Origin of the sequence: Methanocaldococcus bathoardescens (genome assembly GCF_000739065.1) — an archaeon.
Classification (GTDB): Archaea; AGJL01; Methanococci; order Methanococcales; family Methanocaldococcaceae; genus Methanocaldococcus; species Methanocaldococcus bathoardescens.
The window spans coordinates 1,224,977-1,245,105 of the sequence record NZ_CP009149.1 but is presented as its reverse complement, the minus strand read 5'-3'; the positions used below and the strand labels follow the sequence as shown (position 1 = coordinate 1,245,105).

General features: G+C 29.8%; 25 protein-coding genes. 12 read left to right on the top strand and 13 right to left on the bottom strand.

The window, feature by feature from the left end:
- Window positions 1–53: 53 nt before the first annotated feature.
- Together cobA and JH146_RS06450 are read left to right on the top strand one after the other, a co-directional pair.
- The gene (cobA, locus tag JH146_RS06455) at window positions 54–782 is read left to right on the top strand and encodes a uroporphyrinogen-III C-methyltransferase (protein ID WP_048202218.1); all 729 of its coding nucleotides are present in this window, start codon (window positions 54–56) and stop codon (window positions 780–782) included.
- An 18-nt stretch (window positions 783–800) separates the two neighbouring features.
- A complete protein-coding gene (locus JH146_RS06450; protein ID WP_048202217.1) occupies window positions 801–2,123 on the top strand; it encodes a B12-binding domain-containing radical SAM protein in 1,323 nt (440 codons plus the stop codon).
- 6 nt (window positions 2,124–2,129) lie between these two features.
- Here JH146_RS06450 and recJ read toward each other — a convergent pair whose 3' ends face one another.
- On the bottom strand, window positions 2,130–3,539 hold the full coding sequence (gene recJ / locus JH146_RS06445) for a single-stranded-DNA-specific exonuclease RecJ (RefSeq protein WP_048202216.1): 1,410 nt from the start codon (window positions 3,537–3,539) through the stop codon (window positions 2,130–2,132).
- A 218-nt stretch (window positions 3,540–3,757) separates the two neighbouring features.
- Between recJ and JH146_RS06440 the strand changes: the two genes are divergently transcribed.
- A complete protein-coding gene (locus tag JH146_RS06440; RefSeq protein ID WP_048202215.1) occupies window positions 3,758–4,993 on the top strand; it encodes a phosphoadenosine phosphosulfate reductase domain-containing protein in 1,236 nt (411 codons plus the stop codon).
- A gap of 1 nt (window position 4,994) precedes the next feature.
- Here JH146_RS06440 and JH146_RS06435 read toward each other — a convergent pair whose 3' ends face one another.
- Both JH146_RS06435 and JH146_RS06430 read right to left on the bottom strand, forming a co-directional pair.
- Window positions 4,995–5,633, bottom strand: a complete 639-nt coding sequence (locus JH146_RS06435; protein WP_048202214.1) for an NAAT family transporter — start codon at window positions 5,631–5,633, stop codon at window positions 4,995–4,997.
- 119 nt (window positions 5,634–5,752) lie between these two features.
- Window positions 5,753–6,844, bottom strand: coding sequence for a site-2 protease family protein (locus JH146_RS06430; RefSeq protein WP_048202213.1), 1,092 nt, complete (start codon window positions 6,842–6,844; stop codon window positions 5,753–5,755).
- A gap of 107 nt (window positions 6,845–6,951) precedes the next feature.
- On the opposite strand from JH146_RS06430, the gene cfbA reads away from it, so the two are divergent.
- Window positions 6,952–7,398 (top strand): sirohydrochlorin nickelochelatase, encoded by a 447-nt coding sequence (cfbA, locus tag JH146_RS06425; protein ID WP_048202212.1) that lies wholly within the window; start codon window positions 6,952–6,954, stop codon window positions 7,396–7,398.
- Window positions 7,399–7,625: 227 nt separating this feature from the next.
- On the top strand, window positions 7,626–8,438 hold the full coding sequence (locus JH146_RS06420; RefSeq protein WP_048202211.1) for a pantoate kinase: 813 nt from the start codon (window positions 7,626–7,628) through the stop codon (window positions 8,436–8,438).
- 428 nt (window positions 8,439–8,866) lie between these two features.
- On the opposite strand, the gene JH146_RS06415 is transcribed toward JH146_RS06420, so the two are convergent.
- The 7 genes from JH146_RS06415 to JH146_RS06385 all read right to left on the bottom strand — a co-directional run bounded on the left by JH146_RS06415 (window position 8,867) and on the right by JH146_RS06385 (window position 13,433).
- Window positions 8,867–9,496 (bottom strand): METTL5 family protein, encoded by a 630-nt coding sequence (locus JH146_RS06415; RefSeq protein WP_173400830.1) that lies wholly within the window; start codon window positions 9,494–9,496, stop codon window positions 8,867–8,869.
- 65 nt (window positions 9,497–9,561) lie between these two features.
- Window positions 9,562–10,005, bottom strand: coding sequence for a heat shock protein HSP16.5 (locus JH146_RS06410; protein ID WP_048202210.1), 444 nt, complete (start codon window positions 10,003–10,005; stop codon window positions 9,562–9,564).
- A gap of 152 nt (window positions 10,006–10,157) precedes the next feature.
- Window positions 10,158–10,511, bottom strand: a complete 354-nt coding sequence (locus tag JH146_RS06405; protein WP_048202209.1) for a hypothetical protein — start codon at window positions 10,509–10,511, stop codon at window positions 10,158–10,160.
- Between the two features lie 23 nt (window positions 10,512–10,534).
- A complete protein-coding gene (locus JH146_RS06400; protein WP_048202208.1) occupies window positions 10,535–10,825 on the bottom strand; it encodes a winged helix-turn-helix domain-containing protein in 291 nt (96 codons plus the stop codon).
- A 43-nt stretch (window positions 10,826–10,868) separates the two neighbouring features.
- Window positions 10,869–11,405: a hypothetical protein gene (locus tag JH146_RS06395; RefSeq protein ID WP_048202207.1), complete on the bottom strand. Its 537-nt coding sequence runs from the start codon at window positions 11,403–11,405 to the stop codon at window positions 10,869–10,871.
- Window positions 11,406–11,456: 51 nt separating this feature from the next.
- The gene (locus tag JH146_RS06390; protein WP_236953657.1) at window positions 11,457–12,449 is read right to left on the bottom strand and encodes a hypothetical protein; all 993 of its coding nucleotides are present in this window, start codon (window positions 12,447–12,449) and stop codon (window positions 11,457–11,459) included.
- A 354-nt stretch (window positions 12,450–12,803) separates the two neighbouring features.
- Entirely contained in the window at window positions 12,804–13,433 is a 630-nt protein-coding gene (locus tag JH146_RS06385) for a winged helix-turn-helix domain-containing protein (RefSeq protein WP_048202205.1), read from the bottom strand.
- A 131-nt stretch (window positions 13,434–13,564) separates the two neighbouring features.
- On the opposite strand from JH146_RS06385, the gene ftsY reads away from it, so the two are divergent.
- Complete coding sequence (ftsY, locus tag JH146_RS06380; protein WP_048202204.1) at window positions 13,565–14,794, top strand: signal recognition particle-docking protein FtsY; 1,230 nt, start codon at window positions 13,565–13,567, stop codon at window positions 14,792–14,794.
- A 31-nt stretch (window positions 14,795–14,825) separates the two neighbouring features.
- Here ftsY and JH146_RS06375 read toward each other — a convergent pair whose 3' ends face one another.
- Entirely contained in the window at window positions 14,826–15,101 is a 276-nt protein-coding gene (locus tag JH146_RS06375) for a cation:proton antiporter (RefSeq protein ID WP_081874480.1), read from the bottom strand.
- 69 nt (window positions 15,102–15,170) lie between these two features.
- Here JH146_RS06375 and tmk point away from each other — a divergent pair, with 69 nt between their 5' ends.
- Window positions 15,171–15,737, top strand: coding sequence for a dTMP kinase (gene tmk / locus JH146_RS06370; RefSeq protein ID WP_048202203.1), 567 nt, complete (start codon window positions 15,171–15,173; stop codon window positions 15,735–15,737).
- Window positions 15,738–15,776: 39 nt separating this feature from the next.
- Entirely contained in the window at window positions 15,777–16,361 is a 585-nt protein-coding gene (locus JH146_RS06365; RefSeq protein ID WP_048202202.1) for a CBS domain-containing protein, read from the top strand.
- Window positions 16,362–16,379: 18 nt separating this feature from the next.
- Here the strand turns inward: JH146_RS06365 and JH146_RS06360 are convergent, their stop codons facing one another.
- Window positions 16,380–17,288, bottom strand: coding sequence for a dihydroorotate dehydrogenase (locus JH146_RS06360; RefSeq protein ID WP_048202201.1), 909 nt, complete (start codon window positions 17,286–17,288; stop codon window positions 16,380–16,382).
- Between the two features lie 166 nt (window positions 17,289–17,454).
- Between JH146_RS06360 and JH146_RS06355 the strand changes: the two genes are divergently transcribed.
- The 4 genes from JH146_RS06355 to JH146_RS06340 all read left to right on the top strand — a co-directional run bounded on the left by JH146_RS06355 (window position 17,455) and on the right by JH146_RS06340 (window position 19,738).
- The gene (locus JH146_RS06355) at window positions 17,455–17,727 is read left to right on the top strand and encodes a 50S ribosomal protein L34e (RefSeq protein WP_048202200.1); all 273 of its coding nucleotides are present in this window, start codon (window positions 17,455–17,457) and stop codon (window positions 17,725–17,727) included.
- A gap of 64 nt (window positions 17,728–17,791) precedes the next feature.
- A complete protein-coding gene (gene cmk, locus JH146_RS06350) occupies window positions 17,792–18,328 on the top strand; it encodes a (d)CMP kinase (protein ID WP_048202199.1) in 537 nt (178 codons plus the stop codon).
- Between the two features lie 76 nt (window positions 18,329–18,404).
- Window positions 18,405–18,647, top strand: a complete 243-nt coding sequence (locus tag JH146_RS06345; RefSeq protein WP_010870162.1) for a 50S ribosomal protein L14e — start codon at window positions 18,405–18,407, stop codon at window positions 18,645–18,647.
- 134 nt (window positions 18,648–18,781) lie between these two features.
- On the top strand, window positions 18,782–19,738 hold the full coding sequence (locus tag JH146_RS06340) for a GltB/FmdC/FwdC-like GXGXG domain-containing protein (RefSeq protein WP_048202198.1): 957 nt from the start codon (window positions 18,782–18,784) through the stop codon (window positions 19,736–19,738).
- Window positions 19,739–19,802: 64 nt separating this feature from the next.
- Here JH146_RS06340 and JH146_RS06335 read toward each other — a convergent pair whose 3' ends face one another.
- Entirely contained in the window at window positions 19,803–20,036 is a 234-nt protein-coding gene (locus JH146_RS06335) for a TRAM domain-containing protein (protein WP_048202197.1), read from the bottom strand.
- Window positions 20,037–20,129: the final 93 nt, after the last annotated feature.

Genomic DNA, 20,129 nt, shown 5'->3' with positions numbered 1-20,129 from the left:
TAAAAGCTAAAGTTATTTTAATGCTAAAAAATATAAAAATTTGTGGTGAAAGAATGACAGGCAAAGTTATCTTAGTAGGAGCTGGACCAGGAGACCCAGAGTTAATAACAATAAAAGGTTTAAAAGCTATTAAAGAAGCAGATGTTATTGTTTATGATGACTTAATATCAAAAGAGTTGTTAAATTATGCTAAAAAAGATGCTGAATTAATTTATGTTGGAAAAAGAAAAGGAAAACATTCATTTAAGCAGGAAGAGATTAATAAAATATTGGTTGAAAAAGCAAAAGAAGGAAAGTTGATTGTTAGATTAAAAGGTGGAGACCCATTTGTTTTTGGTAGGGGAGGGGAGGAAATATTAGAGCTAAAAAAGCATAATATACCTTATGAAGTTATTCCAGGCATAACGTCAGCTATAGCAGTTCCAGAAGTTGCTGGAATTCCTGTTACGCATAGAAAGGTTGCTACTTCATTTACAGTAGTTACTGGACATGAAGCAGAGGATAAGAAAGAGAAACAGGTTGATTTAAGTAAATTAAACGCCGACACCATTGTAATTTTAATGGGAATAACTAATTTGGAGAATTTGGTTAAAGAGCTATTACAAAACCCAAAGAGAAGCAAAGATACACCAGTAGCAATTATTATGGAAGGAACTACAAAGAATCAAAAAATCATTAAAGGAACTTTGGGAGATATTGTTGAAAAGGCTAAGAAAGAAGGAGCTAAACCACCGGGAGTTATAGTTGTTGGTGACGTTGTTAATGTGTTAGATAGTCAATAAATAATATCTGTGATTAAAATGATAAAAAACGTTGCTATAATCTATCCAAACAAATTTAAAGCCGGGATTTCTTGCTTAGCTGTGCATGTATTGGCTAATCATCTAAGCAAATATAGAGATTTAAATGTAGGAGTGTATTTCTTAGAGAATTATGAAAGAATAAGAAATTTTGATGCAATTTTTATCACTCTGCAGTATGAAAATGATTACTTTAATGCAATAAAGATAGTTAAAGATTTAAGAAAAACCAACCCTAAAGCCGTTTTTGTTGCTGGAGGGCCATGTGTAATGGAAAATTTCTTCCCAATAGCTGAATTTTTTGATGCATTTATCGTTGGAGAGATTGAGAATAGTGATGTAATGTTAAAAGTTATAAATAGAGAGTTTGATGTTGAAGGAGTTTATTCAAAATTTTTAGAAAAAGAGAAGGTTAAAAGAATATATCCAAAAAAATTGGGAGTTGAGGATTACCCAATATATCAGCCAACTTCTGAAGAAGGAGCTTATGGAAAATCCTTTTTGTTAGAGATTGGAAGAGGTTGTCCAAGAAGGTGTAGATTTTGCTTAGCAAGAGCTATCTATTATCCACCAAGGTTTAGAAAGCTTGATGATTTAATGTATTTGGCAGAAGAAGGAGTTACGGTTAATAAAGTTAATAAAGTAGCTCTAATAGCTCCATCAGTTGGAGATTATAAATATATAGTTGAACTATGCAACTTTTTAGATGAGAAAAATATTCAAATATCTCCTTCATCTTTAAGGGCGGATACTTTAAACGATGATTTAATGAAAATTTTAAAGCCAAAAACTCTAACAATTGCTCCAGAAGCAGGTAGTGAAAGGTTAAGGGAATTTATAAAAAAAGATATTAGAGAGGGAGACATAGCTAATGCGGTTGATTTAGCTAAGAAATACAACGTTGATAAGATTAAACTCTATTTTATGGTTGGAATTCCAACAGAAACAGATGAAGATATTGAAGAACTGATAAATTTAACAAAGAAGATAAAAAGAGAAATTAGGAAGGTTGAAATCTCAATTAATCCAATGATTCCAAAACCTCATACAGATTTTGAATGTGAAGAGTTTGATTTATCATCTAAGAAAAAAATTAAGTATATTGAAAAATCTTTAAAAAAAGAAAATATTAGAGTAGAATATGAGAACTTCAACTCCATGATTTGCCAGTGTGTGTTGGCAAGGGGAGATGGGATATTAAATAAATACTTAGATTACTCAAAAAATCCAACAAGCTTAATTAGTGCATTAAAAAAAGATAAATTATTAGATAAATACTTAGAAAAAATAGATAAAATGCCTTGGAAAAGAATAATTATTTAAAAATTATTACTTAAGAGCAATCTCAATATATTTTATAAACTCTCTCTTATTATCTGGGATATATGCCCCACAAGCAAACTTATGCCCTCCCCCACTACCATTAACCTTTTCTGAAGCATATTTTATTGCCTTAGCTAAATTTACATCTTCAGCAAAGCATAAAAGCTTAGGACATCTTGCAGAAACCTTATAGCCATTATCATCCTCTGTTATTGCAAATATTGGCTTCATCCAATCCACTTCTTCAATAGAATAACTCATTCCAGCAACGATTCCAATAATATTTGGCATAATTTTATCTGTCTCAAAGTATTGGAAGTTTTCTTTCTGAATTATCTCAACATCATTCTTTACATGCTCCAATGCCTCTCTTAAATTATTCCTATGCTTTCTTAAATTTGAGAGCATTCTACTATAGTATTTTCCTTTATCTCCCATCAACACATTTAAAGCAGTTTCATAATCCCCATATCTTGAACATGCATTTATACAGGTTGAGAACTCTTCCAAATCTCTCAATGGAGAACCAAATTCCTCATATCTAAATTCATAAACCTCTCCAAATATGACCTTTGGGACATAAGGTGTCCAGTGGTTTGGAACATAGTTTAAGCATTTTATTAAAAGTTCATTTCCAATAATCTTTTTGTATTCAAAAGGAATTTCTGCTATTCTCATTGTTGGGTTTATTTCAATACCATACTTTTTATTTATGTATTGGATGTATTTTATTATTCTTGAATCATTGTTTAGTAAATCAGTCCTAATATCCGCCCAATATCTCATAGATACAAATAAAGGCCTCGTTTGCCTACCATACATCTGCAAGTCAGTTGCTACTTTAATATCTCCACTCATAATGGCATCAGATAGTATTTTTCTATTTAAGCCTGTTAATTTTCCCTCTATGTTTTGAATATCACCAACAGCTCCTAAAACAGCATATTTAGCTAAGTCAATCCATTCATTGTTGATTGTTTTCGCAAATAAGTAAGAGACACCAGCTCCACAAATCTCAGCTCCACTTTTTCCTATTGTTAGTGGGTTTATATGAACAATAGTTTCAGGAATCTTTATCTCTTCAGGTTGGTGGTGGTCTAAGATGATAATTTTGTTTTTTTTATCTGATAAGTTGAGCTCATCCAATTTTTCTTTAATCATCTTTAGTTGCCCACTACCTAAGTCAGCAAAAATTATTAAATCATAATCTTCAAATGGAATATCATTTATTGTTTCTATGGTAATTTGCTTTAAAAACATAAAATCTGCATCTAAGTTTAATCTCTCAGCTAATTTTTGCAAAATAGCTCTTGATGTTAATCCATCAGTATCTATATGTGTAACTATCAAAATTTTGTTGTTTTTGTTTTTTTCTAATACTTTAGCTCCTTTTTTTAATTCAATCCAATTTTCCATAGTTTCACTGAAAATTTTATGATTTTCTATATTGTAAATAAAAAATTTAACCTAATATTTTTATTTGAAGCATTAACATTAAAAATATTTAATTGTGATTAATTTAAATAGGACTTTCGCAGAAATAAAATTTTTTAAGGAACTGATGCCTAAAGGCATCCAAATACCTTTATTAAATATATAAACTGCGAAAGTCCTATTAAACTTAGGTGATTAAAATGGATGATAAATTTGCTTCTAAGTTTGAAATAGATATTTTAAACAAACTACTTAATAAAAATTTCTCTCATGATTTAGCGATAATTTTAAAGAAAATTGGCGGATTAGATTACAGAAAGAAAGTTTTTATTAATGGAGAGTGCATTGGAATATTAGAATTTGATTTAATTGACTTAGATTGGAAATTTCATCCCTATGCCCCTTATTATTTAATAGAAGAGCCAAAAATTAAAATAAAACCAACAAAAAGAAGGTTAAAGGGTAAAAAAGTCCCAATTGATTTAATTGAAAATCCTGAAGAGCTTAAAAATATTGATGAGAATGAATATGTTGGAGTAAAAATGAAAAATTATGTTGGTGTAGCAGTTAAAAAAGGAGAAACATTAAAAATCAAAGACCTAACTCTAAAAAAAGAGATTAAATTTGAAAAAATTGAAGATTATTTAAGAAAAAATCATGAAAGAATTAAAAAATTAGAGAGAAAATCATTATCAATCATAAAAAGGTATTATGAAAAATGTAAAGATAAAGGTTATGCTATAAACGCCTCTTTTAGCGGTGGTAAAGATTCTTCTGTCTCTACTTTGCTATCTAATAAAGTTATAGATGATTTGGAAGTTATCTTTATAGATACTGGTTTAGAATTTAAAGACACTATTAAATTTGCTAAAAAATTTGCTGAAAAGTATGATTTAAATTTAGTTGTTTTAAAAGGAAAGGATTTCTGGGAATATTTAGATAAAGAAGGAATACCTACCAAAGATTATAGATGGTGTAATAGTGTTTGCAAATTAGAGCCGTTAAAAGAGTATTTAAAGAAATATAAGAGAATTTATACAATCGACGGTTCAAGAAAATATGAAAGCTTTGCGAGAGGAAAATTAAGTTATGAGAGAAAAAGTGGATTTATTGAAAATCAAATAAACGTTTTCCCAATATTAGATTGGAAAGGAACTGATGTCTGGAGCTGGATATACTTAAATGATATTATTTATAATGAGCTTTATGATAAAGGATTTGAAAGAATTGGCTGCTATATGTGCCCAGCTACATTAAATTCTGAGTTTTTAAGAGTTAGAGAACTTTATCCAGAGTTGTTTAATAAATGGGTTAATGTTTTGAAAAAATTTGGTTATGATGAAGATGAGATTTTAAGAGGCTTTTGGAGATGGAAAAAATTGCCACCAAAAATGAAAGAATTAAAGAAAATGTTAGAAAATAAAGAAAAGAGATAATTTATTGAACACTAATGCTATTATATAGCCCAACTATCCCAATAAATATAATTTGAACTGAAATTGCCACCAATAACAATCCCATAATCCTTACAAAGGCGTTAATTCCATATATATTAACTCTTCTAATTATAAAGTCAGTTAATGATAAAATGATTCCAGAAACTAACATAGCTGATAGTATAGATAAAACAACAACCCCTTTATCTAAAATACTTTGGGCTTTGCTAATTAAAATCATAGTTGTTGTTATAGCTCCAGGGCCGGAGATTAAAGGAATAGACAATGGAACATAAACTATACTGTCAATATCTTCAATATCTAATCTTTCATCTGGTTTATGCTTTGTTTTTGGAATTTCTGCATGAAGCATATCCCAAGCTATTTTAAATAGCAAAATCCCTCCAGCCACTCTAAAAGCATCTATTGTAATCCCAAAATAACCAAAAATATAATTTCCAAATAAAGCAAATAGCAACAAAACTGTAGTTGATGAGATAATTGCCTTTTTAATAATTCTAATTCTTTGCTCTTTTGGATAAGGATATGTTAAAGAATGCACTATTGGAATTAAGCCAATTGGGTCTATTGTAATAAAAAGGGAAACAAATCCATAAAGATAAAAGTTGATTATATCCATATATTTCACCACATTGAATATAAAATACTTCCCGAACCATAGGGCTTCGCCCTATTGGGATAGGATGCATTGCCTCGCTAACGCTCGGCAATGCCTCATAAATAAAGAGAAATTAAATCCTACCACATCGAATATAATATACTTCCAAGAATAATCCACCAAACCAAAAGGGTTATTGAGCCCAAAGTTTTTTCATTTATAAACAATTCTAATATCTGTCCAATCTTTGCAATAAATCTATTTTTTCTCTCTTTTAATAATTCTGGGAAAGCATTCCATACGTGAAAGCCATCTAAAGGCATTGCTGGAAGTAAGTTAAATAAAGCCAATAAAAAGTTAAACCAATAAGTCCAGTATATTGTATTTATGAATAGTGCTGTATTTTTTGTTGGTGAAACCATAACTCCAATCTTTCCTTCATCAGAGCTAATAATTTTATACGTCAGTATTTTATTATCCCTCAAAACTTTTATTTCATACTCTTTATTTGGTTCTATGGTTTTGGCAAATTCTCTAAAATCTTCTAATGAATTTATTTTTTTACCGTTAATCTCATAAATAACATCTCCTTTTTGTAAAAACTCAGATGCTGGCTCTTTAACATCAATAATTTTTAACTCTGTTGGTAATGTGTAGCTAAATGAAAGTAGTGGAATTGATATTAAAAAAATCAATAAATTTGCTAATGGTCCTGCTGAAGCAATAGCTCCTCTAATTTTTTTCTCTGCATTTTTAAACTCATCTCCTAATTCAACAAAAGCTCCCAATGGAAGACCCAATAATAATAAAATTCCTGAGCTTTTAACCTTAATTCCAAAAGACCTTGCAAATATACCATGTGCTAATTCATGTACTGAAATTGCTATTAATAGAGCTATAATCCCTGGAATCCATGGAATTACATCTCCAAACAAAAACACTACTGGTTTTGCCGCTTCTTTTGGCAGAGTTCCTGATAACAGCTTTATACTCATAGCTATTATATTGAAAAGCATAATAAACCCAAGTACTACACATATTGGTATAGAGATAATTCCTATTTTCTGCCAAATTTTATACTTTCCTAATTTTTCAATTGTTTTTAACCCCAATTTAGTTCTTAAAATTCCAAAAATTCCTCCATAGGTTTTTAAGTTTATTGAATCCCTAATAACATATAAAATTAGCCAAATTATTATTGCCACAATTAAGATGAATTTAGAAGTGTCCATGCATTACTCCTCCATAATTTGATTTTAATTAAATTCATAAATAAATGAAAAAAATATATATAATAGTTAGTATGAACTCTACCACGTAAAATAATAATGGTGAGGTTATGGAAGCATTGGTATTGGTAGGGCATGGTAGTAGACTACCATATAGTAAAGAGCTTTTAGTAAAATTAGCCGAAAAGGTTAAAGAAAAAAATATATTTCCAATTGTTGAAATAGGTTTAATGGAATTTAATGAACCTACAATTCCACAAGCAGTTAAAAAAGCAATTGAGCAGGGAGCTAAAAAAATTATTGTTGTTCCTGTTTTCTTAGCTCATGGAATCCATACAACAAGAGATATTCCAAGGTTGTTAGGGTTAATTAATGATGATGAAGAACATGAACACCATCATCATGAACACGGCCATGGGCACCATCACCATCATCACCATCATCACGAACATGAAAAGTTAGAGATTCCAGAAGATGTTGAAATTATTTACAGAGAACCAATAGGTGCTGATGATAGGATTGTAGATATAATTATCGATAGAGCGTTTGGAAGATAAGAACAAATAAAGAAGAGGCACTGCCGAGCGTAGCGAGGTAGTGCATCCCGGTATACCAATAGGGCAGTAGCCCTATAGCGTATAGAGCGTTTGGAAGATAAATTTGAAAATTAAAAATTTGAAATCTTTTTTTATTGTATAACAATAATTTTATAAACTATTTTAAACTACACAAACTGATAAACATGAACTTAAACTATTTTTTAAGTAATTAAGGAGGTTGAGTTATGTTTGCTCCAGGGCATATAACGGGATTTTTTGCAATTTGTAAATCCTCTAATAAGTTAAAAACTGGTTCTATAGGTGCTGGAATCACCATAAATAGAGGAGTCAATATTGAGCTAAAAAAGGGAAACGGAGATGTTTTTTATAATGATAAAAAGGTAGATATTTGTGTTGTTAAAAAGGTTGTTGAATATTATAAAGAATTTGGATATAATGATGATTATGATATAATATTCTCATCTGATTTTCCTTTAGGTAGTGGATTAGGAATGTCTGGAGGGTGTGCTTTAATATTAGCTAAAAAATTAAATGAAACACTAAATTTAAATGAAAATTATGTAGAGATAGCTCATATAAGTGAAGTAGAGTGCGGAACTGGATTAGGGGATGTGATAGCTCAATATACAAAAGGATTCGTTATAAGAAAAGCTCCTGGATTTCCTATAAATGTTGAAAAAATCGCTGTTAATGATGATTATTATATTATAATTGAAATTTTTGGAAAAAAAGAGACAAAAGAGATAATAACAAATGAAGAATGGATTAAAAAGATAAACGAATATGGAGAGAGATGTTTAAATGAGCTTTTAAAAAATCCCACTTTGGAAAATTTTGTTAATCTCTCATACAAATTTGCTGTAAATACAGAGCTTATAAATGAAAAAATTTTAGATATCTGTGAAGATTTAAAATTTACAGTTGGAGCTTCTCAATCTATGTTAGGAAATACTTTATTTTGTATTTCAAAAAAAGAGACGTTAGATGATGCTTTATCCATCTTAAAAAATCCAATTGTTTGTAAGGTTTATTATTAGTCATTCCTTATTTTTATTGTTGAGTATTTCCATCCTCCAAGAGGTCTGATTTTAACAGTGGTTAAAAAAATAAAAAAGGAGGTGGGAGTTAGTTTCCATACCGAATCGGTCTGATTTTAACCTTATTATTTATAAACCCTCGAAGTTTTTAATCTAAGGTTATTCTTTATCTTAACCATATATAAATTTTATGGATTTTTAAAAACTTCTTAATTATCGGGGAAATTTTAATTTAAAAATAATTATCCAAAATTTCTTAAAAATCTCTATAATTTAATAAATCCAAGTAAATAAAATCTTTAAAATAACTAACCTTAGAAATTTGATAAAAATTATTAAAATTGAAAAATAAGTTTTTAGAAAGCTTTAAATTGAAAATAAGGAACATTCCGCGTGATAAATGTCATTGAATATTTAAACATATAATGCTATATCTCTATTCTAAAAACAACTACAGGAATATTTACAACCTTCTTCTTATGAAATTCATATATTGCGGGAATTCTAAAAAACGCTTCATAGATATGAGTTATTTTCCCTCCTTTATCTTCAACATACTTCATAACAAAATCTTTTGTTGGGTAGTTGTGGATAGTATAAATTATGTCCCCAATTTCTAATGCTTTATCTAAAAATATCCTATCAGCGTGTTTTTTCTGAGCTCCAAAAGGAGGATTTTGAATAATAACCTTCTTTAAATTTCTATCCTCTCCAAGCACGTTATTTAAAAATTCATCATCAACATCCCTAATGTCCATGCAATAAAAATCTATATCAACATTCAGCTTTTTAGCATTTTCTTTTGCAGTTTCAATACTTTCTTTATCAATATCTACACCAATAACTCTCTTAGCTCCTAAAATTTTGCTACCTATAGCTAACCTTCCAGTTCCACATCCTAAATCAATAACAACATTGCCATAAAAATCATTCACTGCAAAAAATAAAATGTCAGATGCTAACTTTCCATCTATTGTATATTGTTCTAAATCAACTTTTGGGTTTGGATGCCTTTTTAAAGAATCCAATATCATCTCTAAGTGCTTTTTCTTTATCATTTCTTCACCTAATTTAAATATATGATTCTATAGATGTAATTTAATATAAAAATAAAATAAGTAAATTATTCAATGTTAATACCTTTCTTAATTGAAGATTCTGCCTTTGGTAAAGTAACACTTAAAACACCATTCTCAAATTTAGCTGATGCGTTCTCCTCTTTAACATTAGCAGGAAGTTTTATTGTTCTGTAAATCTCTTCTTCCTCTGGAATTTCTGAGTAAATAATTCTTTCACTTTCAGTTATCATTAATGGACTTCTTTTAGCCCTAATCTCTAATGTATCACCAATTGCATTTAAAACTATGTCTTCTTTATTAACCCCTGGCAACCATGCAATAACTTTTATATGCTTATCCCCTTCAATAATTGAGATAGGCATAAATCCTTTTCCAGATATTTGAATTCCTGTTGAGCTTTGAATCATTGTGGTTCCAGTCATTGGTGTTGTGAAAAACTCTTTAAGCATCCTTTCAAACAATGAATCAAATGGGTCTCTTCCAAACATGTCCCCCACCTCTCTCTTTTAGTTTTCTATATAAATTGTGTTTTTGAAGTTCTATATAAACTTTTCTATAATCTGTAAATTTAAATTTATAGTTACATAATTAAAATGGTAGAATTTTACAATGTTGTTAAAATTATTTATGTAAAAAAGCATTATTTTCTTACAAGATTAACCTGGTTAGCATCCATTAAAATCCATTTAATTTCCTCTTTCACAAATTCTTTTAATAACATTAGAATTTCAATTCTATTCTCAACAGAGATATCTGTATTATATAGGAACGAAAATAATCTGTCAATTTCTTCTTTCTCTTCTTTTATTAGTGGTAACAACTCTGACATTTGAATTTCATTTTTTTGATTTTGTGATAACAAATATTTCCATCTCCAAATCCGTAATTTTATTAAAAAATTAAGCAAATCTTCAATAATTTCTCTTGCAAATTCATCTCCATTCATGCATTCTTTAACAATGTCTGAAAATAAAAGTATTCCAAATTTTTTCATATCTATCCCTCACAATTTGAGATTTAAGGTTTACAGTTTATAATCTCAAACAACTCACATAAATAAAAATATAGCTTTTTCCCCAGCTCTGTAAGTTCAAATTTGTCATCTTTATTCTTTTTAATAAACTCCTTATCAATTAAAAAATCCATATATCTTGAGAAATTTCTCCAATCCAAGTTTGCAGCATACATAATCCTTGTCTTTATTTGCTCCCCCTCTTTAATGGTATGCAATATTTCAAAAATCACTTCAAATGGGGACCTCTTATATCTTTTATTTTTGTTATTTGAAAGAGTTGGAAGAATTTTCATACTACCACTTTAAACACCAAATAGCTTTTAAAAGAAATTCAAATTAAATATACTTTCTAATAAGCATGATTCCCATTCCCAACATACTCATAATTAAAACTGCAGTAATTGCCATTTTTTTTATATAATTTTCACTATCAACTACCATTATCGCAACTTTTGTAGGTAAAACTACACTCGCTTTTAGACTTACACCTTCTTTATTATCTCCATAATCCAATGGACTAATTTTTGTTAAAATATTTCCTTCATATTTGTCATTTTCTTTTACAGTAAACGTAATATTTACTCTAACAGTTCTTCCTGGTTTTAATGTGAAGTTATTTTCATTAATTTTAACTTCTACTTTTTCAGAATTATTTAAATCACCAGTTGTAAGGATTTCTACCCTAACTGGAAAGTCATTAGGATTTTTTATATAAATGATACTATTTACATCCTGAGGAAATCCATTACTTGCATTAGCCATAATATCAATTTTTGGTGGAGTTATAGCCCCACTTAAACCATTAACTTGTGAAATAGCTAAAGTAATAAATATAATTGCTAATAAACCAGAAATTACAGAAAAATTTTTCATAAGTAATCACCATAATATCTAAAAATTTAAAAAAATTAAAAATTTGGGGATTTAGAGTCCAAGTCCATAGAATGCAATTGAACCTTTGTAGTGACCGCTTGGCAATGGTGTTGGGACATCGAGTGTGAAATTAACCTCTAAAGCATTTGTGTCGCATGGTTTGAGTGGTTGCCATAATAATACTCTGGCATTGTTTTGTAAGTGAACACTGTAGCTCTGTGCTACGTTGTTTGCCTTTATAACATGTGCTTTAATATTTTCTGCTGGAATTATTCCAGTTCCTTTTGACTGTGTCATTGAGGTTGCTGAAACGAATACTGCCATCTGAGTTCCTACATTGTCTGGGTCGATATTGTGGATTGTTACAACATTCTCTTTTGCAGAGACATTAGTAGCTCCTGGAGTTGTCTTACCGAAACATAATCCAGTAAATTGAGCATAATTTGCATTTCCATCGTTATTTTTTGGTTCAAATCTATCGTTATCTTTTGTAATCTCTATTCCAACCATTGGGTTTAAGAATATTTTACCCTTTAATACCGGTCTCGTGCATTTTCCATGTCCATGTCCATGTTTTCCGTCTCTTGCTTTAACATAGACATCGAAGCATCCGTATGCTCCTGCAGGGACTGTCCATTGTGCGTAGAATGTTGCGCCTGTTGAAGTAGTTGTTGATGGGTCAAATCCTGCTGGGATTGTGTATGTTGGATTTTTAGGATTTCCTCCCTGTGGAACTAATAAGAAATCTACTCCAGCACCCATTGCTTGTAAATCTTGCACTCCGTTAGGGTCGCTAACATTTATATAGAAAGTTACTCCCTCTCCAGTGTATGCATAAGCCATTAAAGCATCACTTCTTAGAAGCTTAGGAGTTACTCCGGTTGTATTCTTGTATTCATATACTTTCCATCCTTGTAGAGTTGTTATTTTAAGTTCGTAACTATTGCAGTCAATTTCAGGAGGGTAATTACATACAGTTACACAGGTATTATACCCTTCGGTATATCCTGTTCCATAACCTGAATGAGCAAATGCAGAGCCCATTACCGCAACTCCCATGATTATAGAGAGTAACAAAGACAGTACATATCTTTTAGCATTTTTCATTTTTAAACACCCCGTTATAATTGAAAATATTGCATCAACTAAAAATTATACTTAATATTTTAAAGCCCTACTAATTAAACTAATCAAGTAGATTTAGCAATTTAGTATGTGTATTGTTGAATTCTACTCTTTTACCACCCCTCCCCACATTTGTGATTATACTATATTGTGTATTTTGTTAATATAGTTTATGAACGTAAAGCATATAGAAAAAACATGGGTTTTATCCATAAATTTTAAATTTTCCACAAAAAGTAAAAAAAGATACAAATAATGTATCCAACTATACATTTATTTATCTGGATAAATTAGTTCAAATACTTCTCTAATTTTCCCTAACAATAACTTACCTTTAGGTGTTAATATATAAGTCCCATCTGTTTTTTTAATAAATTTATTATTTAATAAATAAGTAATATACCTATTAAATGTTTTCCAATCTAAATTTGCAGCATACATTATTTGTGTCTTTTTTAGTTCTTCATTTTTTTCTATTACTTTCAAAATATCAAATATTATTATTTTATCTCGTTTCGTGTTGGGTAGGTCATTTCTATCCTCTTCATTATTACAATCATCTTCTTTTTTAGATTTTAACTCTTCCATTTTCAATATCTCTTCTTCATATACTTCAGAAATTTCTTTAAAAAATAAGAAAGCGTCTGAAATTATCTCTTTATCGTTTTCTGAAAATACATTTTCTAAACGTTCAATTAATGTAGTTATTTGTATTTTCCCTTTTAGATACAAATTTCTTAAAACTGCTAAACAGTTAATCTTCAACTGATTATCATTACAATGTAAAAAACTATATATTTCCTCTAATGATGAAGGGTCTTCTTCAATGATTTGTAAGGCATTATCTATCTTACCATTTTTAATTAATTCTTTAATCTTTTCTCGTTTTAAAATACATTCCATATTTCCACCTAAAAATAAATCAATAAAAAAATATATTAATATTTTGTAACTAGGTTTATATAAGATTTAATATTAAAAATCCAGATTAACAAAAAATGTTTATTTCGTATATTGTTATGGAGGGATTACTAATGTTTGGAAAATTAAAAGAAAAACTTTTGAAAACAGCATCAAAAATTACTGAAAAAATCTACAATAAAGGAGAAGCTGAAGAAGTTAAAGAAGAAAAGAAAGAAAAACCAAAAATTTCTCTAACAAATTTATTTAGAAGAGAATCTAAAAAAGAAGAAATAAAAAAAGAAAAAACAGAACCAGAAATTAAAAAAACTGAAATTGTAAAAACAGAAATTCCTAAAAAAGTAGAAGAAGATAAAGAAGAAGTTAAAGAAATTAAAGAAGAAACAGAAAAGAAAAAAATAAGTTTCTTTGATAGATTTGGTTTAACAAGGGCTATTAAGAAAGTTCTTAAAAAAGAAGTTGTCATCTTAGAGGAAGATATAGAAGATGTGTTAGAAGAGTTAGAAATAGAGCTTTTAGAGGCAGATGTTGCATTAGAAGTCGTAGAAAAGTTAATTGAGAATATCAAAAACGAATTAGTTGGAAGAAAAATATCCCCCAATGATAATGTAGAGGAAATTACAATAAATGCTGTAAAAAATGCTATAAAAAATATCCTATCCCAGGAAAAAATTGATATTGAAGAGATAATCAAAAAGAATAAGGCAGAAGGAAAACCAACAGTTATTGTATTTGTTGGAATCAATGGAACTGGAAAAACCACGACCATAGCTAAATTAGCATATAAATTAAAGCAAAAGGGATATAGTGTTGTATTAGCTGCAGGAGACACTTTCAGAGCTGGAGCTATTGAGCAATTAGAACAGCATGCTAAAAATGTTGGAGTTAAAGTTATTAAGCATAAGCAGGGAGCTGATTCTGCGGCAGTTATTTACGATGCTATACAGCATGCTAAAGCAAGAGGAATTGATGTTGTTTTGGCTGATACAGCAGGAAGACAGGCAACAAACACCAACTTAATGGAAGAAATTAAAAAAGTGGTTAGAGTAACAAAGCCAGATTTGGTTATATTTGTTGGAGATGCTTTAACTGGGAATGATGCTGTATATCAAGCAGAGGAATTCAACAATGCAGTAAATATCGATGGAATTATCTTAACAAAAGTAGATGCCGATGCTAAAGGAGGGGCAGCTCTTTCAATAGGTTATGCAATTGGAAAACCAATTCTATATTTAGGGGTTGGGCAAAGATACTCAGATTTAATTGAGTTTGATGCTGACTGGATGGTTAGAAAATTGTTTGGAGAAGAAGAGTTTGAGTTTTCAACTGAAAGAGAGTTTTAACTATTTTCCCATTATCACTATTAATTTTTATTTATTCAGACAACTTATCATTATATGCAGCATTTGCAATTGCATGAGCTAAGAATGGAGCTAAAATTAAATAAACAAATGCTAAAAGAGGTTCTCCCAAAGCTATAAAAATTAAAAAGCATGCACAGTCAATAACTCCTAAGATATGGATTCTTGCATAAATGATGTTTTTTCTATCTTTCTCTATCCATAACCTATAAGAAGCTAATAAAATACCAAATGAAGCAATAAAAACAAGAATATCCTTGACAATCCCAATAAATTGTTCCATAAACATCACCAATTTATAAAGGTATTTGTAATGATTAATAATGATAAATCTTATTTATACATTTTGGTGAGCGAGATGTTTATTGTGTTTGAAGGTATAGATGGTAGTGGGAAAACAACTCAGTCAGGACTTTTAGCCAAAAAATTAAATGCATTTTGGACTTGTGAGCCATCAAACAGTTCGGTAGGGAAGTTAATAAGAGAAATATTATCTGGAAAAATAAAAGTAGATGATAAAACCTTAGCTTTATTATTTGCAGCTGATAGAGTAGAGCACACTAAATTAATAAAAGAAGAGCTAAAAAGAAGAGATGTTGTTTGTGATAGGTATTTGTATTCTTCAATAGCATATCAAAGCATTGCAGGAGTTGATGAAGACTTTATAAAATCAATAAATAGGTATGCTTTAAAACCAGATGTTGTTTTTTTGCTAATTGTTGATATTGAGACAGCATTAAAAAGAGTTAAAACAAAAGACATATTTGAAAAAAAGGATTTTTTAGAGAAGGTGCAAAACAAATATTTAGAGTTGGCTGAAGAATACAACTTTATAGTTATTGATACAACAAAAAAGTCAATAAATGAGATTCATAAAGAAATTTTGGAATATCTAAAAGAATATAATAAAGTATATAAATTATAATATTGAGTTATTTGTTAGATAGGTTTATGGGTGGGGAGTATGAAAATCGCATGTGATATTCCTGTTTCAGAGGTTATGAGTTTTCCTGTAATTACAGCTACAAAAGATATGTCAATCTATGACATAGCCAATATAATGACAGAAAAGAATATAGGTGCTGTTGTTATTGTAGAAAACAATAAACCAGTTGGTATTGTAACAGAGAGAGATATTGTAAAAAGGGTAGTTTCAAAAAATTTAAAGCCAAAGGATGTATTGGCTGAGGAAGTGATGAGTAAAAAGATAATTACAATCCCTCAAAATGCTTCAATTACTGAAGCTGCAAAGATAATGGCAACTCATGGAATTAAAAGATTGCCAGTTGTAAAAGACGGAGAATTAGTGGGAATAGTTACCCAAAGTGATATAGTTAAAGTTTCTCCAGAGTTGTTAGAGATAGTTGCAGAATATGCATCAATAAAACCAGAAGAGAGAGAAGTTATTTCATTAGATACTGATGAATTTAGGGAAGAGTATATAAATGGGTTATGTGAAAACTGTGGCTATCAAGGGAGAGTCAGATTGTATCAAGGAAGATACTTATGTGATGAGTGTATAGAAGAATTTGAAGAAAAAGAAGAATAAAAATAAAAAATTAAAAATTTATTCATGAGCTATTCCAATAATCTCTTCCAATGTTAAGTTTTCCTCTTTTAGAAAGTTTATTATCTCATCACAAACTTTTTTGAATATATCATATCCTCTATAATAAACTCCACTTCCTATTTGAACAGCTGAAGCTCCAGCCATCATATATTCAATAGCATCCTCTCCAGTCATTATTCCTCCAACACCAATGATTGGTACATCAAAATTCTCATACAAATCCCAAACAACTTTTATACCTATTGGCTTTATTGCTCTCCCACTTAAACCACCAAATTTATTTCCCAAAATTGGCTTTTTTGCTTTAATATCTATAGCCATTCCCCTAACTGTATTTATAGCCACAAGTCCGTCTACTCCAGCATCTACTACTGCTTGGGCTATTTCAACAATATTTGTAACATTTGGTGTTAATTTAGCAAAAACTGGGATATTAACTGTCTTTTTAACTGCCCTACAAACATTATAAGATAAATCTGGATTTTGTCCTATTGTAGCTCCATATCCTTTAGCATGAGGGCAAGAGATGTTGAGCTCTATAATATCAACATATTTCTCCATCTTTTTAGCTACTTCAGCAAACTCCTCCTCATTCTTTCCATAAACTGAGCCAATAATTTTAACATTCATTCTATTTAATTCATCTCTAACCTTCTTTATTTCTTCTAAATACTCATCAACTCCAGGATTTGGTAGCCCCATAGCATTTAAAAAGCCCCCATAAACCTCTACAATAGTTGGATTTTTATGTCCAGGATTCGGCTCCAACCCTATAGATTTTGTTGTTACAGCTCCAGCTCCTCCTTTGGCAATTCTTTTTAATGCACTTCCTGTCTCTCCCATTATCCCGCTTGCTAAAAAAACAGGGTTTTTGAACTCTATTCCACAGATTTTTGTTTTCAACATAAAGCTCACCAACCAAAAGTTTTAAATAGTAATTCTTATGGTATAATGATATTAAATTTTTAATGGCAAATTAAAAAACATTTAAAAATATACTACGATTTTTTGTTAATAATAAAACAGCTAATTCTAATACTATCAAAATTCAATATTAAAAGGTGAGCTAAACATGCCAGCACCAAGATACAGGTCAAGGTCATATAGAAGGATATACAGAAGAACCCCAGGAGGAAGAATCGTTATCCATTATAAGAGAAGAAAACCAAACAAGGCAAAATGTGCTGTATGTGGAGCTGAATTACACGGAGTTCCAAGAGGAAGACCTGTTGAGATTAGAAAATTACCAAAATCACAGAGAAGACCTGAGAGACCTTATGGAGGCTACTTATGCCCAAGATGCTTAAAGAGATTAATGATTCAAAAAGCAAGGAACTTGAAGTAATTTCAATAAAGTTTATATAACAAAAGATTGCATAATGGTTAATCCATTTTGGATGGGTGAATAGATGATAATCACCATTGGGGGGCTACCAGGGACAGGGACTACAACAATTGCAAAGATGATAGCAGAGAAATATAACTTAAGACACGTATGTGCAGGATTCATATTTAGAGAGATGGCAAAAGAGATGGGGATGGATTTACAGGAATTCAGCAAGTATGCAGAACAGCATAAAGAAGTCGATGAAGAGATAGATAGAAGGCAAGTAGAGATAGCAAAGCAAGGAAATGTTGTGTTAGAAGGTAGATTAGCCGCCTGGATGCTTTTAAAAAATGGAATTAAGCCAGATTTAACAATCTGGTTTAAAGCCCCCCTTGAAGTTAGAGCTGAAAGAATAAGTAAAAGAGAAAGTGTAGATAAAGAAATTGCTTTAAAAAAGATGGTTGAAAGAGAAGCAAGTGAGAAAAAAAGATATAAAGAAATTTATAATATAGATTTAGATGACTTATCCATTTACGATTTGGTTATTGACACTTCAAAATGGGATGTGGAGGGAGTGTTTAATATTGTCTCCTCTGCCATTGATAATTTAAAGAGGTAGGCAATATTAAACCTCCCTCATTGGAGGATGAGTTGTGATTCGCGAGAGTCACAACAACAAAAATGAGGTGAGGTAAATGCCAGCTATTGAAGTAGGAAGAGTTTGTATAAAAACAGCAGGAAGAGAAGCAGGAAAAGTTTGTGTTATCGTAGATATCTTAGATAAAAACTTCGTTATAGTTGATGGATTAGTTAAGAGAAGAAGATGCAACATAAAACACTTAGAACCAACAGAGAAAAAAGTTGATATTCCAAAAGGAGCTTCAACAGAAGAGGTTAAATTAGCTTTAGATGCTGCTGGATTATTAAAAGAAGAATAAATTAATTTTTTCTCTTTTTTATTTTTTTATTTTTGAATCTTATATTTATAAATTTAAATTTACAAATATAAAAACCTTAAATAACAATTTAAAACAAAAAATAAAATTGAACAAATAAAATTTTGGTGGGGTTTATGCTATTCAATATCTTTAAAAAATCCAATAAAAAGAAATTGGATGAATTCTTAGATGAGAATAAAGATAAAATTTTAACATTGGAATTAAATAAACCAGTAGATTGTTTATGTGACTTCACTTACAACTTTATATGGCAAAGTAATTTTAATCCAGAAACTAAAATAAAAGAAAACATTTCCTTCAAAACCCTTGTAGAGCATTTGAAAAATGGCGGGATAGTTTATATAAAAGGAAATGTTGGAAAGAGATTTTGCTCTTCAATGGGTGTTGATTTAAAATATTTTGGTGGAAGTGGGGGAAGAATAAAAGTAGGAACAGTTATAGTAGATGGTGATGTTGATACAAGATTTGGAATAAGCATGTTGTCTGGAACCGTTTATATTAATGAAAAAAATAAGATAAAAGAGCCAATGGGAAATGTTATTGAAGTTGAGAGTGATATTAAGGGCTATAGAAAATTCATATCCATAACAGAGTTTGTTGAATATAGATACAGAGATGAAAAGCTCTTAAAGCCAAATAAATTTGATAAAAATAAAGGAGTTTTGGAGATTAATGATAAAATAAAAAGAGACACTATTGGAGCAAGATTAAATGAAGATAAAACAATTATAGTTAATGGAGATGTTGATTTATCCACTGGAATTTTAATGAAAAAGGGAAAAGTTATTGTTAATGGGAACGCTGGAAAAAATACCGGAGCTGTTTTAAATGGAGGAACTGTTATAATTAACGGAAATACTAATGACTTTACTGGTTTTGAAATGAAAAAAGGAATAATAGTCGTTGATGGAAATGCTGGAAAATATTTAGGAGCTAAAAAGAAAGGTGGAATTATATATGCAAGGGATGGAAAGGAAATCCCTCCAACAAAAAAATATGAATTGAATAAAGAAGACATTGAATTTTTAAAAAGTCTTGGCTACACAGGAAAGTTCTACAAATTTGTATAAATTCTTTAAATTATTTTAAAAGTAAAAAAGTAATAAAAAGGTTTAGCTAAACCTTAAATGGTTTTTAAATTTTTTCTGCGAATGCAAACTTACTTTTTACAGCTGTTATTTTTACATCTACGGTATCTCCTTTCTGTGTTTCAGGGACGAAGACAACGAATCCCTCAACTCTTGCTATTCCGTCTCCGCCTCTACCCATATCTTCAATTGTAACAGTGTAGGTTTCACCTTCTTTAACTGGAACATTTCTTCTAATTTCATTATTTCTTACATTTCTTCTTCCTTTATTATTAAACATTTAATTCACCAAATTTCAAAGTAGTATTTAGATATTTCATCGCGTCTTGCTCAACAATAACCTTGTCAAAAGTAGTATAAATACTTATGGATG

Excerpts from the sequence above, each read along its gene's own strand:
- cobA (WP_048202218.1), top strand. The coding sequence starts at position 54 with ATGACAGGCAAAGTTATCTTAGTAGGAGCTGGACCAGGAGACCCAGAG.
- JH146_RS06450 (WP_048202217.1), top strand. The coding sequence starts at position 801 with ATGATAAAAAACGTTGCTATAATCTATCCAAACAAATTTAAAGCCGGG.
- recJ (WP_048202216.1), bottom strand. The coding sequence starts at position 3,539 with ATGGAAAATTGGATTGAATTAAAAAAAGGAGCTAAAGTATTAGAAAAA.
- JH146_RS06440 (WP_048202215.1), top strand. The coding sequence starts at position 3,758 with ATGGATGATAAATTTGCTTCTAAGTTTGAAATAGATATTTTAAACAAA.
- JH146_RS06435 (WP_048202214.1), bottom strand. The coding sequence starts at position 5,633 with ATGGATATAATCAACTTTTATCTTTATGGATTTGTTTCCCTTTTTATT.
- JH146_RS06430 (WP_048202213.1), bottom strand. The coding sequence starts at position 6,844 with ATGGACACTTCTAAATTCATCTTAATTGTGGCAATAATAATTTGGCTA.
- cfbA (WP_048202212.1), top strand. The coding sequence starts at position 6,952 with ATGGAAGCATTGGTATTGGTAGGGCATGGTAGTAGACTACCATATAGT.
- JH146_RS06420 (WP_048202211.1), top strand. The coding sequence starts at position 7,626 with ATGTTTGCTCCAGGGCATATAACGGGATTTTTTGCAATTTGTAAATCC.
- JH146_RS06415 (WP_173400830.1), bottom strand. The coding sequence starts at position 9,496 with ATGATAAAGAAAAAGCACTTAGAGATGATATTGGATTCTTTAAAAAGG.
- JH146_RS06410 (WP_048202210.1), bottom strand. The coding sequence starts at position 10,005 with ATGTTTGGAAGAGACCCATTTGATTCATTGTTTGAAAGGATGCTTAAA.
- JH146_RS06405 (WP_048202209.1), bottom strand. The coding sequence starts at position 10,511 with ATGAAAAAATTTGGAATACTTTTATTTTCAGACATTGTTAAAGAATGC.
- JH146_RS06400 (WP_048202208.1), bottom strand. The coding sequence starts at position 10,825 with ATGAAAATTCTTCCAACTCTTTCAAATAACAAAAATAAAAGATATAAG.
- JH146_RS06395 (WP_048202207.1), bottom strand. The coding sequence starts at position 11,405 with ATGAAAAATTTTTCTGTAATTTCTGGTTTATTAGCAATTATATTTATT.
- JH146_RS06390 (WP_236953657.1), bottom strand. The coding sequence starts at position 12,449 with ATGGGCTCTGCATTTGCTCATTCAGGTTATGGAACAGGATATACCGAA.
- JH146_RS06385 (WP_048202205.1), bottom strand. The coding sequence starts at position 13,433 with ATGGAATGTATTTTAAAACGAGAAAAGATTAAAGAATTAATTAAAAAT.
- ftsY (WP_048202204.1), top strand. The coding sequence starts at position 13,565 with ATGTTTGGAAAATTAAAAGAAAAACTTTTGAAAACAGCATCAAAAATT.
- JH146_RS06375 (WP_081874480.1), bottom strand. The coding sequence starts at position 15,101 with ATGTTTATGGAACAATTTATTGGGATTGTCAAGGATATTCTTGTTTTT.
- tmk (WP_048202203.1), top strand. The coding sequence starts at position 15,171 with ATGTTTATTGTGTTTGAAGGTATAGATGGTAGTGGGAAAACAACTCAG.
- JH146_RS06365 (WP_048202202.1), top strand. The coding sequence starts at position 15,777 with ATGAAAATCGCATGTGATATTCCTGTTTCAGAGGTTATGAGTTTTCCT.
- JH146_RS06360 (WP_048202201.1), bottom strand. The coding sequence starts at position 17,288 with ATGTTGAAAACAAAAATCTGTGGAATAGAGTTCAAAAACCCTGTTTTT.
- JH146_RS06355 (WP_048202200.1), top strand. The coding sequence starts at position 17,455 with ATGCCAGCACCAAGATACAGGTCAAGGTCATATAGAAGGATATACAGA.
- cmk (WP_048202199.1), top strand. The coding sequence starts at position 17,792 with ATGATAATCACCATTGGGGGGCTACCAGGGACAGGGACTACAACAATT.
- JH146_RS06345 (WP_010870162.1), top strand. The coding sequence starts at position 18,405 with ATGCCAGCTATTGAAGTAGGAAGAGTTTGTATAAAAACAGCAGGAAGA.
- JH146_RS06340 (WP_048202198.1), top strand. The coding sequence starts at position 18,782 with ATGCTATTCAATATCTTTAAAAAATCCAATAAAAAGAAATTGGATGAA.
- JH146_RS06335 (WP_048202197.1), bottom strand. The coding sequence starts at position 20,036 with ATGTTTAATAATAAAGGAAGAAGAAATGTAAGAAATAATGAAATTAGA.